At 62.8% G+C, this 15550-nt stretch carries 16 protein-coding genes; 9 read left to right on the forward strand and 7 right to left on the reverse strand.

Features of this window, described 5'->3' with window-relative positions; genetic code table 11:
- Together HY836_RS11550 and HY836_RS11555 are read left to right on the forward strand one after the other, a co-directional pair.
- Positions 1-567 (forward strand): TCP-1/cpn60 chaperonin family protein (locus tag HY836_RS11550; RefSeq protein WP_290676305.1); only part of this gene is annotated, 567 nt, incomplete at its 5' end.
- 150 nt (positions 568-717) lie between these two features.
- On the forward strand, positions 718-2490 hold the full coding sequence (locus tag HY836_RS11555; RefSeq protein ID WP_290676306.1) for a GMC oxidoreductase: 1773 nt from the start codon (positions 718-720) through the stop codon (positions 2488-2490).
- 117 nt (positions 2491-2607) lie between these two features.
- Here the strand turns inward: HY836_RS11555 and HY836_RS11560 are convergent, their stop codons facing one another.
- On the reverse strand, positions 2608-2775 hold the full coding sequence (locus HY836_RS11560; RefSeq protein ID WP_290639647.1) for a DUF3149 domain-containing protein: 168 nt from the start codon (positions 2773-2775) through the stop codon (positions 2608-2610).
- Positions 2776-2903: 128 nt separating this feature from the next.
- Here HY836_RS11560 and HY836_RS11565 point away from each other — a divergent pair, with 128 nt between their 5' ends.
- The gene (locus tag HY836_RS11565; RefSeq protein ID WP_290676307.1) at positions 2904-5210 is read left to right on the forward strand and encodes a patatin-like phospholipase family protein; all 2307 of its coding nucleotides are present in this window, start codon (positions 2904-2906) and stop codon (positions 5208-5210) included.
- A 27-nt stretch (positions 5211-5237) separates the two neighbouring features.
- Here the strand turns inward: HY836_RS11565 and HY836_RS11570 are convergent, their stop codons facing one another.
- From HY836_RS11570 to HY836_RS11580, 3 genes are all read right to left on the reverse strand, one after another.
- Positions 5238-6347, reverse strand: a complete 1110-nt coding sequence (locus tag HY836_RS11570; RefSeq protein ID WP_290676308.1) for a chemotaxis response regulator protein-glutamate methylesterase — start codon at positions 6345-6347, stop codon at positions 5238-5240.
- A 17-nt stretch (positions 6348-6364) separates the two neighbouring features.
- Positions 6365-6973, reverse strand: a complete 609-nt coding sequence (cheD, locus tag HY836_RS11575) for a chemoreceptor glutamine deamidase CheD (RefSeq protein WP_290676340.1) — start codon at positions 6971-6973, stop codon at positions 6365-6367.
- 131 nt (positions 6974-7104) lie between these two features.
- Entirely contained in the window at positions 7105-7947 is an 843-nt protein-coding gene (locus HY836_RS11580; protein WP_290676309.1) for a CheR family methyltransferase, read from the reverse strand.
- Positions 7948-8174: 227 nt separating this feature from the next.
- Between HY836_RS11580 and HY836_RS11585 the strand changes: the two genes are divergently transcribed.
- From HY836_RS11585 to HY836_RS11595, 3 genes are read left to right on the forward strand one after another with little or no spacing between them, the layout of a single operon-like run.
- Positions 8175-8939 (forward strand): GGDEF domain-containing protein, encoded by a 765-nt coding sequence (locus HY836_RS11585; RefSeq protein WP_290676310.1) that lies wholly within the window; start codon positions 8175-8177, stop codon positions 8937-8939.
- Positions 8940-8947: 8 nt separating this feature from the next.
- Positions 8948-9748: a MinD/ParA family protein gene (locus tag HY836_RS11590; RefSeq protein ID WP_290676311.1), complete on the forward strand. Its 801-nt coding sequence runs from the start codon at positions 8948-8950 to the stop codon at positions 9746-9748.
- Between the two features lie 59 nt (positions 9749-9807).
- Entirely contained in the window at positions 9808-10221 is a 414-nt protein-coding gene (locus HY836_RS11595; RefSeq protein WP_290676312.1) for a group II truncated hemoglobin, read from the forward strand.
- A gap of 47 nt (positions 10222-10268) precedes the next feature.
- Here HY836_RS11595 and HY836_RS11600 read toward each other — a convergent pair whose 3' ends face one another.
- From HY836_RS11600 to radC, 3 genes are all read right to left on the reverse strand, one after another.
- On the reverse strand, positions 10269-11000 hold the full coding sequence (locus tag HY836_RS11600) for a PEP-CTERM sorting domain-containing protein (protein WP_290676313.1): 732 nt from the start codon (positions 10998-11000) through the stop codon (positions 10269-10271).
- Between the two features lie 81 nt (positions 11001-11081).
- Positions 11082-11783 (reverse strand): Smr/MutS family protein, encoded by a 702-nt coding sequence (locus HY836_RS11605; RefSeq protein WP_290676314.1) that lies wholly within the window; start codon positions 11781-11783, stop codon positions 11082-11084.
- Positions 11784-11866: 83 nt separating this feature from the next.
- A complete protein-coding gene (gene radC, locus HY836_RS11610; protein WP_290676315.1) occupies positions 11867-12535 on the reverse strand; it encodes a DNA repair protein RadC in 669 nt (222 codons plus the stop codon).
- A gap of 131 nt (positions 12536-12666) precedes the next feature.
- Between radC and HY836_RS11615 the strand changes: the two genes are divergently transcribed.
- The 3 genes from HY836_RS11615 to serS all read left to right on the forward strand — a co-directional run bounded on the left by HY836_RS11615 (position 12667) and on the right by serS (position 15546).
- Entirely contained in the window at positions 12667-13128 is a 462-nt protein-coding gene (locus tag HY836_RS11615; protein ID WP_290676316.1) for an FKBP-type peptidyl-prolyl cis-trans isomerase, read from the forward strand.
- A 21-nt stretch (positions 13129-13149) separates the two neighbouring features.
- Positions 13150-14127 (forward strand): 4-hydroxy-3-methylbut-2-enyl diphosphate reductase, encoded by a 978-nt coding sequence (gene ispH / locus HY836_RS11620; protein WP_290676341.1) that lies wholly within the window; start codon positions 13150-13152, stop codon positions 14125-14127.
- 120 nt (positions 14128-14247) lie between these two features.
- Entirely contained in the window at positions 14248-15546 is a 1299-nt protein-coding gene (gene serS / locus HY836_RS11625; RefSeq protein WP_290676317.1) for a serine--tRNA ligase, read from the forward strand.
- Positions 15547-15550 lie beyond the last annotated feature (4 nt).

The following is a 15550-nucleotide window of genomic DNA, read 5'->3' on the forward strand; positions in this document are numbered from 1 at the left end:
GATCGTGAAAAGATGCAGGAACGCGTGGCCAAGCTGGCTGGCGGCGTGGCCGTGATCAAGGTTGGCGCTGCCACCGAAGTCGAAATGAAGGAAAAGAAGGCCCGCGTTGAAGACGCCCTGCACGCTACCCGCGCTGCTGTGGAAGAAGGCGTGGTTGCTGGTGGTGGCGTGGCGCTGCTGCGTGCCAAGCAAGCTGCTGGCGCCATCAAGGGCGACAACGCTGACCAGGACGCCGGCATCAAGCTGGTCCTGAAGGCCATCGAAGCCCCTCTGCGCGAAATCGTGGGCAACGCCGGTGGCGAACCCTCCGTGGTTGTCAACGCCGTGTTGAACGGTTCGGGCACCTACGGCTTCAACGCTGCCAACGACACCTACGGCGACATGATCGAAATGGGTATCCTGGATCCCACGAAGGTGACCCGTACTGCACTGCAGAACGCCGCTTCCGTGGCGTCGCTGATGCTGACCACCGAGTGCATGATCTCCGAGTCCCCCAAGGATGACGCCCCAGCTGGCGGCATGCCTGACATGGGCGGCATGGGTGGCATGGGCGGCATGGGCATGTAATGTGTCCGGACGCGGCTTCGGCTGCGTCCAGCTCAAGGCTTTCAATGCCCACCAGGCTTCGGTCTGGTGGGCATTGTCTTTTGTGTGCCTAGGGTAAACGCCAGAGTGCCCCACCGATTCGGGGTGGCGCGCTGTATCCAGAATTACCCGATGCTTGATGGACCCAGTCAATACGTGGCCGGCAAAGCCAATGGGCGGCCTGACGTCGATCCCTATCATCGATTCATCATCAACTGGAACGTGAACCGGATCATGACAAACGACAAGAAATTGAGTCGCCGCCAATGGGGGCAACGTGTGCTGGCTGTAGGTGGGTCTTTGGGCCTGAGCAGCGTGGGCTTGCCCATGCGCGCCTTGACCACGGGTGCGTCTGGCGCGACGGCCTTGGGCCTGATGATGGCCGAGGATGCCTACGCTGCTCAAAGCGACGAATACGTGCCCAACCTCGTCATCGGATCGGGCTACGGCGGTGCGGTGACGGCCTTGCGTCTGACGCAGGCCGGGCAGCGCGTGACCATGCTGGAGATGGGCCGCTTGTGGGACACGCCTGGCAAAGATGGCAAGATTTTCTGCAAGCCTTTCTCGCCAGACGATCGCTCGATGTGGTTCAAGGATCACGTCACGGCGGTGTTCTCGACCATCGCCGGCATCATTCCGATCAACACCTTGTTGAAGACCCCCGTGTCAGCTGGCATCCTGGATGTGGTCTCCTCGCCCAATATGGACGTGTACCTGGGGCGTGGTGTGGGTGGTGGTTCGCTGGTGAACCTGGCCATGCTGATCACGCCGTATCGCGAGACGCTGCAGCGCACCATGCCGGCCAGCATCAACATCGACGAGATGTACAACGTCTATTACCCGCGGGCACTCAAGGGCCTGCGCGCCAACAAGATCCGCCCCGCCTACTTCCAGGCCAGCCCTTATCACAAGTTCGCGCGCGTGGCCTGTACGCAGGCCGCCAAGGCAGGCATCCCCTGGCGCTCGCTGGATTCGGGCTATGACATGGCCTATATGGAAAAGGAAGAAGCCGGTACGGTGCCCAAGTCGGCGCTGGGCGGCGAGGGCGGTTTTGGCAACAACTACGGCAAGAGCAGCCTGGACAAGAACTACATCGCCGATGCCATGGGCACGGGGTTGTTGCGCATTCAGCCGATGACCGAAGCCACGTCGATCACGCGTGGTGCCGATGGTCGCTATTACGTGTCCACCAAGCAGATCGACACGGTGGGCACGGTGCTGTCAACACGCACGATCAGCTGCGATCGCCTGTTCCTGGGTGGCGGCAGCATGGGCACCACGCAGTTGCTGGTGAAGTGCCGCGCCACGGGCACCTTGCCCAACCTCAATGAACATGTGGGCACGCGCTGGAGCTCCAACGGCGAGATCTTCATGGTCCGCAACGTTTACCAGTCCACAGGCGCGAAGACATCCGTGCTGCCATGTACCGGCATTGATGCCCTGGATCACAGGAACCAGCAGGTGTACTCGATGAACATTTCCATCCCGCTGGGGATTGATCTGTTCAGCACCGCGCACATCACCATGACGCAGACGCCGGAGTTGGGCAAGTTCGCCTACGACGCCACGTCGAAGCAGGCTGTGCTGCAATGGTCCAGCAGTGCCAAGACCGAGCCCGTCACCAGCGCGCATGCCGTGTATGACCGCGTCAACAAGGTCAACGGTGCCACCTACAACAGGAGCTGGTTTGGCGGCAAGACAGAGGGTGACAACGCCACCTACCACCCGCTCGGTGGTTGCCCGCTGGGCCTGGCCACGAACGATGTGGGTGAGGTGAAGGGTTACCCGGGCATGTATGTGATGGACTCAGCCATGTTCCCGGACTCGCTGGTGGCGAACCCGGCCTTGTCGACCGCCGCTTTTGCCGAGCACCACATTGAGCGCATCATCGCGCAAATGCGGTGACGAGCGGTAGAGGTCGATAACAGCGATCTGGCGGGTGGCCTCCAAGCTCCCGCCATCGCCGCGTGACATGGCCATGGCCTGCGTACCTTCTCAGAGGGCGCAGGCCAGTTTGTTTGATCAGCCGCCGTGTGCTTCACGCACCAGTCGGTCGTGCTTCTCGGTGTCTTCCTTCACATGCTTGGCCACATAGTGATAGATGTAGCCGAGCATGACGAACATGAAGGCAATCACGGCCAAGCTCATCAGGCCATAGTCAGTAGTGAGGAAGTCGTTCCAGGCGTGCATGGTTGTTCTCCGTTCAAATCACAGCCTCTATCTGACGCCTGTTGAGGCGGGCTGGCTCTGATCCATATCAAGGGCTTCGCTTGGAAGCCCCAGGGGGTATGAAGAATTTGACGCGGCACAATAGGCGGATGCAAGCGATTCGCATCCTGTCTTTCCGCGCCACGCGCACGGTGCTGCTGAGCCTGTGCTGCCTGGCCGCGCTCATGCCAGCCCGAGGTCAGGAAGCCGGCAGCAAGGTGACCGTGGCGGAGCTCAAGCGCCCCCGCATCGGTCTGGTGCTGTCGGGCGGTGGTGCGCGTGGTCTGGCGCACGTGGGTGTGCTCAAGGTGCTGGAGCGTGAACGCATTCCGGTGGATGTGATTGCCGGGACCTCCATGGGGGCCATCGTCGGTGGCTTGTATGCCAGCGGCATGTCGGCTGTAGACGTGGAAGCCGAAGTCCGCAAGCTCGATTGGGACAATGTGTTTGCCAGCCGTGTCGACCGGCGCGAGTTGTCCCAGCGTCGCAAGGAGCAGGATTTCGAGGTCTCGCCGCTGCTGGAGGTGGGGGTGGGGGCCGATGGCCTGAAGGCGCCCGTGGGCTCGGTGTCCAGCCGAGGGCTGGAGTCGCATCTGCGGCGACTGACCCTGTCGGCTCGCCACATCAAGAGTTTTGATGACCTGCCCACGCCGTTTCGGGCCGTCGCCACGGACATGGAGACGGGCCAGGCCGTCACGCTGAAAGACGGCGATCTGGCCACGGCGCTGCGCTCCAGCATGTCCGTGCCAGGCGTGTTTGCTCCGGTCGAGGTCAATGGCCGCATCCTGGGTGATGGTGGCCTGGTCAACAACACCCCGGTAGACGTGGCGCGCCAGCTGGGCGCCGAGCGGCTCATCGTGGTCAACATCGGCACGCCGCTGGCCAGGCGGGACACGCTGTCGTCCTTGACTGGCGTGACCGCGCAGATGATCAACATCCTGACCGAGCAGAACGTGCGGCAGTCGCTGGCCGCCCTGACGCCACAGGACGTGCTCATTGCGCCCACGCTGGAGGGCATGACCGCCGCCGACTTCAACCGCGCGCCGGAGTTCATGAACCAGGGCGAGTTGCAGGCTGAAGCCATGGTGCTGCGCATGCAGGACCTCAAGCTCAGCGAGGCGGACTACGCGCAGTGGAAGGCCCGGCGTGTCAAACGGCAGGCACAAGCCGTGCCCTTGACCTTCGTGCGCTTCGAGGGTTCTCAGCTGACCCACCCTGACGAGCGCTCCGACATCCTTCTGACCCAGCCTGGTCAGGTGTTCGATGTGGCCAAGGCTGAGCGCGACGTCACCGTGTTGGCCGCATCGGGCGATTACCAGGGCACCGACTACCGTCTGGTACGCACGCCGGACGGCCAGGAGGGGCTGGTTTTTGCCCTCAAGGACAAGACCTGGGGCCCCGACTATCTTCAGATGGGGCTGGACTTCAGCGCCGACAACCGCGGCCGCAGTGCCTTCAACCTCAAGCTGGTGCACAACCGTCACTGGCTGGATAAATCCGGCACCGAATGGCGCAACTTCCTGCGTCTGGGAACGGCGCCTGCATTGGGCACCGAGTTGTACCGGCCCACGAACTGGCGTCTGCCCGATGGCCTGAGTGGTTTCATGTCAGGCAGCCTGCTGACGCAGCGGCGCTCGCTGGCCTACTACATTGATCCGGACGGCGAACAGGATGCGCAGGTAGAGCGCAGCCTCACCAGCTACAACCTCGACGTGGGCGCCAACTGGCGCGAGCTGGGTGAATGGCGCCTGGGGCTGGTGGACGAAGCCTGGCGGGATGCGCCTACGCTGGCCTCGGCCAACTACATGGCCTCTCGTGGTACCACGATGGCATCTGAAGGGGTGGACCGCTGGCGTGAACGAGGCTGGCGCATCAAGATGGTGTTCGATCAACTGGATCACGCCTTCTTTCCCACGCATGGCTGGCGCCTGGAGGGCAACTGGATGCAGGGCCGCAGCTTGCGTCGGGGTGACTCGACACGGCCCGAGGGGCGTGTGCGCCATCTGGAACTGCAAGGTCAGCGGGTGCAAACCTGGGGTGCCCATACCTTCAATGTCTTCGGCCGTCTGGGCATGTCGGATGGCGTGAGCCCGGACATCCCGCGCTATGGGTTGGGCGGCTTTCAGATGCTGTCGGGTTATGGGCCCTTCCAAGTCAGTGGTCAGCAAATTGCCATGCTGCGTCTGGGCTATCAGCTGCGCCTGACCGACATGGCGCTCACACGTGGCCTGTTCCTGGGCAGTAGCTTCGAGGTGGGCAATGCCTGGGAGCGGCCTGAAGAGATCGGGCGGGGCAAAAAGAGAACCGGACTGAGTCTGTATCTGGGTGCAGACACAGCCTTCGGTCCGGTGTATGGGGCCATCGTTCACAGCCCGGTCGTGGGGCCGACGCTGATGCTTTTCGTCGGCCGGCCCTGATGCGCGTTCGCTTGACCTCGCCTGGGTTCAGACGCGGCTGAGCGCCTGGCCCACGGTGGCACGCAGGTGGTCCATCAGGTGCGCGGTGATCTTGTTGAGCGGCAGCACCTCGTTGACGGCACCCGCAGCGATGGCTTCGCGTGGCATGCCGAACACCACGCAACTGGCCTCATCCTGCGCCACGCAATAGGCGCCGGCATCGCGCATCTCGCGCATGGCCTTGGCACCATCGGCGCCCATGCCGGTGAGCATCACGCCAATGGCATTGGGCCCCACGGTGCGCGCGGCTGATTGGAAGAGCACTTCCACGCTGGGCTTGTGTCGGTTGACCGGGTCACCGTCCTTCACGCGGGCAATGTAGTTGGCGCCCGAGCGCTCCACGCTCAGGTGCATGCCGCCCGGTGCAATGTAGGCGTGGCCAGGCAGGATGCGCTCGCCATCGGCCGCTTCCTTGACGCTGATCTTGCACAGCCCGTCCAGGCGGTTGGCGTAGTTGCGTGTGAAGCCGGGTGGCATGTGCTGGGTGATGACCACAGCAGGCGAATCCGCCGGCAGGGTGATCAGCACTTCCTTGGTGGCTTCTGTGCCCCCAGTCGAAGCGCCGATGAAGATGATCTTTTCCGTGGACAGGCGACCCAGGCTGGCGCTGACAACCGGTGCGGCCGACTTGGCGGCCCCTGCAGCAGCAGGGGTGCCCGGCGCACCTGCCGCTGGCGGTACCTGCAGCCGATGGATGCGGGCCTGCGAGGCCACACGGATCTTGTCGGTGATGTCATCGGCCAGCAGCTTGAGGCCATCGGCCACCCCGATCTTGGGCTTGGCCACAAAGTCGATGGCGCCCAGCTCCAGTGCCTTCAAGGTGACATCGGCACCGCGCTCGGTCAGCGTCGACACCATCACCACCGGCATGGGGCGCAGGCGCATCAGCTTGGACAGGAAATCGATGCCATCCATGCGGGGCATTTCCACGTCCAGCGTGATCACATCGGGGTTAAGGTTGCGGATCATCTCGCGTGCGACCAGCGGGTCGGCGGCGGCGCCGATGCACTCCATGTCGCGCTGGCGGTTGATGATCTCGGTCAGCATGCTGCGAACCAGTGCGGAGTCGTCCACAACGATCACTCGGGTCTTGGCCATGATGTCTCTCTCCGCTATCAGAACAAGTCGATGGAGCCGCCGCCGGTACTGACGGGCACCACTTTCTGGGCTGCCATGCGCTCTTGTTGAACGATGGCTTCCGGATTGGTCGGGGCCAGGCGCTTGACCATGGCCTTGCCGCTGTGCGGCAGGAAGCAGACCTTGCGTGGGTAGATCTCCAGCACGTCCTTGGACACGACGGGGATGCGTTCGGTCTTGAGGTAGTCCATCACGAAGGCGGTATTGCGTTCGCCCACATTGATGCTGTTCATGCCGCTGATCACGGCACCACCGCCGAAGACCTTGGCTTCCATGGTCATGCGCGAGGCACCCATCTTGAGCATTTCGTTGATCAGCAGTTCCATCGCGTAGGAACCGTAGCGGCCGGAGTCGGCGCCGCTGCCACCGTTGTCAGGCAGCATGAAGTGGTTCATGCCGCCGATCTTGGCCTGCCGATCCCACAGGCAGGTGGCGATGCACGAGCCCAGTGTGGTCATGATCAACAGGTCTTCGTCGAACACAAAGTATTCGCCGGGCAGGATCTTGACGGCTTCGGATTTGAAGTGCGCGTCGTAGAAGAAGAACGAGGCTTCGCCGGGCTTGGCAACGCGGGCCTTGAGCTTCATCAGGCGGTCCGTGCGCTGACCCAGGATCGGTGCGTTGCCGATGCCGGAGGCAACGGGCGGCGGTGTACCGGTACGGCTGGCGCTAAGGGGAGGGCTGCTGATCATCGATGAGTCCTTGTCACCTGCCGAAGTCAAACCTTGTCATAAACCGTCTTGCCTTTGAGGGAGAAGAGGTCGCGTGATTCCGTGAAGTTCTCGGAGTGGCCTACGAAGAGCATGCCCTTCGGTTTCATGACGCCATGGATGCGTTCCAGCACTTTGCGCTGCGTCGGCGCGTCGAAATAGATCATCACGTTGCGGCAGAACACGATGTCGAACGGATCCCCCAGTTGCCAGCTCGTCTGCATCAGGTTGAAGGGGCGGAACTCGATCATGCGGGCCAGTTCAGGCTTGACACGGATGCTGCCCGAGTTGCCGCCTTTGCCGCGCAGGAAGTAGTTGCGCAAATGTTGTGGCGTCAGGCCACGCGCATTGGCTTCATACACGCCGCGGGAGGCAGTGGCCAGCACATTGGTGTCGATGTCACTGGCGACGATCTTCACAGGGGCATGCAGGCCCATGGTCTCGGCCACCGTCATGGCCAGCGAGTAGGGCTCTTCACCGGTCGAGGCTGCCGCACACCAGATGCGTGTGGCTTGACCATTACGCGCGCGCAGCCATTCCGTCAGCGTGTGGAAGTGATGTTCTTCGCGGAAGAAGGAGGTCAGGTTGGTGGTCAGGCAGTTGACGAACTCCTGCCACTCCTGGGTCGAGGCCGTGCCGCTTTCCAGCCACTTCAGGTAGTTTTCGAACGAGTTGTGACCTGTTTCACGCAATCGGCGCGACAGGCGGCTGTACACCATGGCCTGCTTGCCTTCGTGGAGGCTGATGCCCGCGCGTTCATAGATGAGCGCACGCACCCGGGCGAAGTCCCGAGGGTGGAAGTCGAACTCACGGTCGGTGACCAGGTTCAAGGAGTCGGTGGCTGTGCTCATGTCAGATCACGAAAGGTGAACGCAAGGCCGGTTCGGCCCGCTCTGTCTTATCGTCACGGATGTGGACAAGCTTGAGCGTGCCTTGTGTGGCTGTCGTGCAAACGATGAGATCGTGGGAGATTGCAGGTTTTCTCTGGCCTTGGCCTGTAACAGGACTGCTAGACTAGAGCGCAGTGATTTATTCGCCCGTGTGGAGCCCTGCCATCAATTCGATCGACACCGCGTCCATGGCTTGGAATGACGACGACGCCCTGCTGGGTGGTCTGCGTCTGGACAAGGCTTTGAACCTGCTGGCTCAGGCCGGTTGGGCGACACCGTCTGATCTGGAGCCAGGCACCACCGAATGGCTGCAGGCCGTGATCGACGGCTTGTGCGATGTCTCCAGCCGTGATGCACTCACGGGCTTGGCTAACCGTCGGCAGTTTGAAGGGGCGATCGCCCGAGAGGTCGACCGTGTGGCCCGCAATGGCGAACCGGCCTTGCTGCTGGTGGCCGACATCGATCACTTCAAGAAAGTCAACGACACCTGGGGGCATGCCGCCGGGGACGAGGTCATCAAATCGGTGGCAGCGTGCCTGCAGGATTGTGTGCGACCCATGGACCTGGTCGCCCGTGTGGGCGGCGAGGAATTTGCCATCATCCTGCCCAATTGCCCACCCGCCTTCGGTCAGACCGTGTCCGAGCGCATTCGTCAGAAAGTGGCCGCGCGGCCTGTGGCCATCGTAGGCGGGCAGCAGTTGTCCGTCACGGTCAGCATCGGCGGGGCCTTTGCGCCGCAATGGGTGCGTTCCACGCCCGCCTTCTGGAGCGAACGCGCCGATCAGCAGTTGTACCGGGCCAAGTCCGAGGGGCGTAACCGCACCTGCCTGGACATGCCGCCGCTCACGGTCGTCAGTGCCGAGGAGAAGGGCATGTTGTTTTCAGGCTTCGGGCAATTTGACCCAATTTCGGACTCAGGTGCGGGTGATCTCGTGCCGAAAACCACAGAATGATGGCGTCCATGTCTGCACCAGCAAACTCCACCCCCGCAACCCCGGTCCGGCTCGCCCGCACAGTGGCGATCACCAGCGGCAAGGGCGGCGTGGGCAAGACCTTCTTCAGCGCCAACCTGGCTGCCGCGCTGGCTCGCCAGGGGCTCAAGGTGCTGGTGCTGGACGCCGACCTGGGTCTGGCCAATCTGGACGTCGTGCTCAACCTCTATCCCAAGATCACCTTGCACGATGTGTTCACCGGCAAGGCGCAACTGGAAGAGGCCATCCTGCCTGCACCCGGCGGCTTTTCGGTGCTGCTGGCCGGCTCTGGGCTGGTCGAGTACTCGCGCCTGACGCCGGAAGTGCGTGATCAACTGGTCACCATCTTCGAGGCCGTCAAACCCCGTTTTGACGTGATCCTGATCGACACCGGTGCCGGTATCTCGGATGTGGTGTTGTATGCGGTGTCCATGGCGCATGAGGTCATCGTGCTGGCCACGCCGGAACCGACGTCCATGACCGACGCCTACGCCACCATCAAGGTGCTGGCCACGCAGCAATCGCGCGAGCAGTTGCATCTGGTGGTCAACCAGGTGGGCCGCTCGGGTGATGGCCGCACGATCTGCAACCAGTTGCAGCAGGTGGTCGAACGCTTTGTGCAGAACGCCAATGGTGTGGCACCCAAGCTGAGCTACCTGGGCGACATCCCGCAGGACAACAGCGTGCGAGAAGCCGTGCAAAAGCGCCAACTGGTGCTGGAGTTGCACCCGGGCAGCGCCGCATCGCAAGGCGTGGTGCAGGTGGCCACGCGTTTGCTGGCGCGCAACTGAGCTGTTTGCTGTCGGGCCCGGAAACCAGTCGGGATTGAGCCCTGCATTACAGTGCCGCCATGGCGCAATCTGAAGACCAAGACGACTTGAATGCACCCACGGCCTATGAGCTGCTGGGTGGCGATGCCCGTGTGCGTGCACTCGTGGACCGCTTTTATGACCTGATGGACCTGGAGCCGGGCTATGTGGAGCTGCGTCAGGCGCACGGGCCCTCACTGAACGATGCCCGCGACAAGCTCTACTGGTTCCTCAGTGGCTGGCTGGGCGGCCCCAGCCTCTACATCGAACGTTTCGGGCACCCCAGGCTGCGCGCGCGCCATCTGCCGTTTTCAATCGGCATCAAGGAGCGCGACCAATGGCTGGCCTGCATGATGCAGGCCATGAACGAACTGGAGGTCGAGCCGAATCTGGCAGCTCGTTTGCATCAGGCCTTCTTCCAGACCGCCGACTGGATGCGCAACAAGGGCGTTTGAAGCCGTCTTGTCCGCATGGGCGCCGATGTGGTGCCCATGGCTGTTGATCAGCCGCGGCGTTGGCGGCGCCTGGCCAGCACGATGCCGGCCAGGCCCAGGCCCATGAAGGCCCAGGTCGAGGCTTCCGGCACGGCAGCCGCGATGCGCACGGCGCCCAGGTAGTAGGACGTGGCCCCGCCCAGCAAGGTGAATTCCTTGCCCTTGATGCTCGACAGCAAGGACGTGTCAGCGGCGTTGATCGTGTAGTTGTGCTCGTCCACGATCAGCTGGAGGGTGGGGGCGCTGCCAGGCGCAAAGGCCTGGTGGTTGACGTCAAAGAAGGTGAAGCCCAGTACCTCGACCGGATTGGCGAACAGCAGGGAGAAGCCTTCAGCCTGATCCACGCTGGTATCGCTGCTGATGCCGGCGCCATTCAAGGAAGCTACGCCCAGTCCGGCATAGCTCGGCGTGAGGTTCTGGTACATCACCGGGGTGGCCGCCGTTTCCGAATAGCCATAGCTGGTCACCAGACCGGCTGTGATCGACTGGAAGCCCAGCGTTTCAGCGCAGACTTGGCCGGCGTTTGCGCCAGAGGTACACAGATTGCTGCTGCCTTGTGCGCTGCCCACATTGGTGGGGATGCTGCTGCCGGGCGTGTAAAAACGCAATTCTTCGTACGCGCCGTTGGGTGTGTTCACGATGGCGGAAGTATCTGCGGCATGGGCCAGCGGCCAGGCGCAAACCAGTGCGACCATCATGGCCGAACGTGCGGCGGGGCGGAGTGCGACAGACAAGGTCATGAGCGAAGGTGGCTTTGAGGGCCTGTAGCTTGACGTGATTAATTCACGAGTCTAGCCATCTGCGCATCCTGGGGGAAGCCCTTAGTTGGAGGGCGATGGGCCTGACTTGCCCGGTTGAAGCAGCACGATCAGGGCGCCGATACCGCCTTCATCGGCTCGCGCCTGCACGAAGGCCAGTACGCGGTCGCTTTGAACCAGCCAGCGCTTGACCTTGTCCTTGAGCACGGGCTGGCGCCCCGGCGAGCCGAGCCCCTTGCCATGCACGATGCGCACGCAGCGCAAGCCCTTGAGCTGCGCTTCACGCAGGAAGCCGGAGGTTTGCACGCGGGCTTCGTCCGTGCGCATGCCATGCAGATCCAGTTCGGCCTGCAGCGCCCAGACGCCGCGGCGTAGTTTGCGCACGACATCCACCCCGAGCTCCGGCCGACGCCACGACAGGCTTTCATCCGTCTCCAGCAGGCTTTCCACGTCGAACTCGTCAGACAGCGACTCCTGCAGTACGGCTTTTTCGTCGAGCTGGCGGCTGGCTGGTATCGGTTTGGGTTTGGCGGTCTGATGGGTCACACGGTCAGACGAGGGGAGCGCGTTGACCTGCCCGACAGCCTTCTTGAACAGGGCGCTGTCCGCTTCCTGGCTGCGTTGAGCCGCATCGCGTTTGGCTCGCTCGGCCTTTTCCTTTTCCGCACGCGCAGCCGCCTCTTTGGCAGCATTGTTCAGCGCGCGCTTCAAGTCAGCAAAGTCGCGCAGCGTGGTGTTGGCGGAAGGCTTGTTGGCGTGGCTCACGGGGTGCAAGCCTACATCAATATCAAGACGTTCCTGGCCCCCTTGACCTGTATCAGCAGGCTGCGAAAACCCGCGTTTCGAAATTACATCAAACCACGTTCGGCGAACGAGACGGCGCCGTGGCGGCTCACCACCAGGTGATCCAGCACGCGCACGTCCACCAGTTGCAGGCTGCTCTTGAGCGTTTGCGTGAGCAGTTCGTCTGCACGCGAGGGCTCCAGGGCGCCTGATGGGTGGTTGTGCGCGAGGATCAGGTTCGCCGCATTGAGCTCCAGCGAGCGCTTGACCACTTCGCGGGGGTAGACGCTGGTCTGCGTCAGGGTGCCGCGGAACAGTTCCTCGCAGGCAATCAGTTTTTGCTGCGCGTCGAGAAACAGCACCGCGAAAACCTCATGGGGCAGGGCGCCCAGCCGCATCTGCAGATAGTCCTTGACCAGTTGCGGCGAGGTGAACACGGGTTGTGTGCGCAGGCTGCCCGTCATGCTGCGCCGGGCCATCTCCATGACGGCCAGCAGTTCGGCCCGCTTGGCCGGTCCCAGGCCCTTGACCTTGCTCAGTTGCTGGGGGTGGGCCTGCAGCAGGCCGCTGAGGCCGCCCAGATCCTGCAGCACTTTTTCCGCCAGTTGCAAAACGCCCAGGCCTTTCATGCCCGTGCGCAGCAAAAGGGCCAGCAATTCGGCGTCCGCGAGGGCCGTGGGCCCCATTGAAAGCAGTTTTTCGCGCGGCCGCAGCGCCAAAGGCATGTCTTTCATGGTCTTTCTTTCCCTGGATGTGCTTCTCAATCCTAAAATTGTCGTTTTCTCCAATCCCATCCCCATCCTTCTGAAAGGGGCCCCCTGAAGTGGGCTTTGCGAATCTTTCGCAGGATGTTGTGGACCTGAACATGACCAACGCTGTCCCTACCGTCGCCCCTGGCTCCTTCCTGACACTGCACTACCGCCTGGCCGGGCCGGATGGTGAGGACCTGGTCAACACCTTCAACGACAAGCCTGCCACGCTGTCCGTGGGCTCGGGCGAGATGTCGCCTGCGCTGGAGTTGCGCTTGATCGGCCTGGCCGAAGGCACGCGTACCACCATCGCGCTGGAGCCCGGCGAGGCCTTCGGCCCGCGCAACCCGGAGATGATCCAGAAAGTGGCCATGAGCCTGCTGCGCGAACTGGGCGACCCCGATGAGACCTGGAGCGTGGGCGATGTGGTCCAGTTCCCGACGCCGGATGGGCAGGGTGGGTTTGCCGGTGTCGTGCGCGAGATGGATGAAGGCGGCGAGTGGGCCTTGTTCGATTTCAACCACCCTCTGGCCGGTCAGCCTGTCACCTTCGAGGTGCAGTTGATTGGCGTGCTGTGAGTGCGCATGAGTTCGACCACCATGAGTGAAGTCAAGGATGTCCTGCTGGCCGAGCCACGCGGCTTTTGCGCCGGCGTGGACCGCGCCATTGAAATCGTCGAGCGGGCCCTGGCTCAGTTCGGTGCGCCCATCTACGTGCGCCACGAGATCGTGCACAACACCTATGTGGTCAATGACCTCAAGGCCAAGGGCGCCATCTTCATCGAAGACCTCGCCGAGGTGCCGCCTGGTGCCACGCTGATCTTCAGCGCCCACGGTGTCAGCCAGGATGTGCGTCGTGAAGCCGATGAGCGAGGGTTCACGGTGTTCGACGCGACCTGCCCGCTGGTGACCAAGGTCCACATCGAAGTGGCCAAGTTGCGCCGTGAGGGCTATGAGTTTCTGATGATCGGCCACAAGGGGCATCCTGAGGTCGAAGGCACGATGGGCCAGCTGTCAGATGGCATCTATCTGGTGGAAGACGAGGAAGATGTCTCCCACGTGCAGGTGACGGATCCTTCTCGCCTGGCCGTGGTCACGCAGACCACCTTGTCGGTTGATGATGCCGCCGCGATTCTGGCTGCCATCAAGGTGCGCTTCCCACAGGTTCGCGAGCCCAAACAGCAAGACATCTGCTATGCCACCCAGAACCGGCAGGATGCCGTCAAGCTGATGGCACCTCAGGTGGATGTGGTGATCGTGGTGGGCAGCCCGACCAGCTCCAACAGCAACCGCTTGCGCGAACTGGCCGAGCGCCTGGGCACGCCGGCCTATATGGTCGACAGCCCTGCAGATCTGCAGGAAGCCTGGCTCCATGGCCATGCACGCGTCGGCTTGACCGCTGGCGCATCGGCGCCGGACGTGCTGGTGCAGCAAGTGATCGATCGCCTGCGTGCCTTGGGTGCCGTCTCGGTGCGCCGCATGCAGGGCGTGGAAGAGCATGTGCGCTTCCCACTGCCCAAGGGCCTGGGTGGCACGGGCCTGGATCGGCCCTTGCCTTCCGAACGCACGGGTTCCTGACAGCGCGCATGCTCTGAACGCCTGAATCGCCGGTGGATGCGGCTTGGCCCGCCACCGAACCGTCAACACTGCGCGGTAAGCTACGCAGTCAAGTACATCAAACCTTTCTCTCTACACACCATGCTCGATATCGCCCTGCTGCGCAAAGACCTCGACAGCGTGATCGCTGGCCTGTCCAAGCGCAAGACGCCGCAACCTTTCCTGGACGAAGCCCGCTTTCGCGAGCTGGAGGCCGAGCGCAAGACCATCCAGATGCGCACGGAAGAGTTGCAGTCCCAGCGCAACAGCCTGTCCAAGCAGATCGGCGGGCTCAAGAGCAAGGGTGAAGATACGTCGGCCTTGATGGCGCAGGTGGGAGGCATCGGCGATGAGCTCAAGGCCAGCGCCGAGCGCCTGGACGTCATCCAGATCGAGATGTCCGGCATGTTGCTGGCTGTGCCCAATCTGCCGCACGAGAGCGTGCCGGTGGGTTCGGACGAATCCGGCAATGTGGAAGTGCGCCGCTGGGGCACGCCTCAGACCTATGCCTTCGAGGCCAAGGACCACGTGGACGTGGGGGCCCCGTTGGGCCTGGATTTCGAAACCGGCGCCAAGTTGTCCGGTTCGCGCTTCACCTTCCTGCGTGGCCCGATCGCCCGCTTGCATCGCGCACTGGCCCAGTTCATGCTGGACACGCAGACGCAGGAGCACGGCTACACCGAGTGCTACACGCCATACCTGGTTCAGGCCAAGGCGCTGCAGGGTACGGGGCAGTTGCCCAAGTTCGAGCAGGACCTGTTCCATGTCACCTCGGGTGATGGTGAGGCTTCGGACAGCAAGTGGTACCTGATCCCGACATCAGAGGTGACGCTGACCAACACGGTGGCTGACACCGTGCTGCCGATGGACCAGTTGCCCATCAAGCTCACGGGCCATACGCCTTGCTTCCGCTCGGAAGCAGGCAGCGCCGGGCGCGACACACGCGGCATGATCCGCCAGCATCAGTTCGACAAGGTTGAGATGGTGCAGATCACCACGCCCGAGCAGAGCTACGAAGCGCTCGAGCAGATGGTGGGCCATGCTGAAGCCATCCTGCAGAAGCTGGAGTTGCCTTACCGCGTGATGTCGCTGTGCACGGGTGACATGGGCTTTGGTGCCACCAAGACCTATGACCTGGAAGTGTGGCTGCCTGCCCAGAACACCTACCGTGAAATCAGCTCCTGCTCGAACTGTGAGGCCTTCCAGGCTCGCCGCATGCAGGCGCGCTTCAAGAACGCCCAGGGCAAGAACGAGCTGGTGCACACGCTCAATGGTTCCGGCCTGGCCGTGGGCCGCGCGATGGTGGCCGTGCTGGAAAACCACCAGCAGGCTGACGGATCCGTCAGGATTCCGGCGGCCTTGCGGCCCTACATGGGCGGCCTCGAAGTACTTGCACTTTGATGGT

It is taken from the genome of Aquabacterium sp. (assembly GCF_016234775.1).
GTDB lineage: Bacteria > Pseudomonadota > Gammaproteobacteria > Burkholderiales > Burkholderiaceae_C > Aquabacterium.

Excerpts from the sequence above, each read along its gene's own strand:
- cheD (WP_290676340.1), bottom strand. The coding sequence starts at position 6,973 with ATGAAGCTCAAGGCCCGCGTTGCCAAGCCCGGCGAAGCCTCGTTCTTC.
- radC (WP_290676315.1), bottom strand. The coding sequence starts at position 12,535 with ATGAAAGACATGCCTTTGGCGCTGCGGCCGCGCGAAAAACTGCTTTCA.
- HY836_RS11595 (WP_290676312.1), top strand. The coding sequence starts at position 9,808 with ATGGCGCAATCTGAAGACCAAGACGACTTGAATGCACCCACGGCCTAT.
- HY836_RS11565 (WP_290676307.1), top strand. The coding sequence starts at position 2,904 with ATGCAAGCGATTCGCATCCTGTCTTTCCGCGCCACGCGCACGGTGCTG.
- HY836_RS11600 (WP_290676313.1), bottom strand. The coding sequence starts at position 11,000 with ATGACCTTGTCTGTCGCACTCCGCCCCGCCGCACGTTCGGCCATGATG.
- serS (WP_290676317.1), top strand. The coding sequence starts at position 14,248 with ATGCTCGATATCGCCCTGCTGCGCAAAGACCTCGACAGCGTGATCGCT.
- HY836_RS11570 (WP_290676308.1), bottom strand. The coding sequence starts at position 6,347 with ATGGCCAAGACCCGAGTGATCGTTGTGGACGACTCCGCACTGGTTCGC.
- HY836_RS11615 (WP_290676316.1), top strand. The coding sequence starts at position 12,667 with ATGACCAACGCTGTCCCTACCGTCGCCCCTGGCTCCTTCCTGACACTG.
- HY836_RS11580 (WP_290676309.1), bottom strand. The coding sequence starts at position 7,947 with ATGAGCACAGCCACCGACTCCTTGAACCTGGTCACCGACCGTGAGTTC.
- ispH (WP_290676341.1), top strand. The coding sequence starts at position 13,150 with ATGAGTGAAGTCAAGGATGTCCTGCTGGCCGAGCCACGCGGCTTTTGC.
- HY836_RS11590 (WP_290676311.1), top strand. The coding sequence starts at position 8,948 with ATGTCTGCACCAGCAAACTCCACCCCCGCAACCCCGGTCCGGCTCGCC.
- HY836_RS11555 (WP_290676306.1), top strand. The coding sequence starts at position 718 with ATGCTTGATGGACCCAGTCAATACGTGGCCGGCAAAGCCAATGGGCGG.
- HY836_RS11560 (WP_290639647.1), bottom strand. The coding sequence starts at position 2,775 with ATGCACGCCTGGAACGACTTCCTCACTACTGACTATGGCCTGATGAGC.
- HY836_RS11585 (WP_290676310.1), top strand. The coding sequence starts at position 8,175 with ATGGCTTGGAATGACGACGACGCCCTGCTGGGTGGTCTGCGTCTGGAC.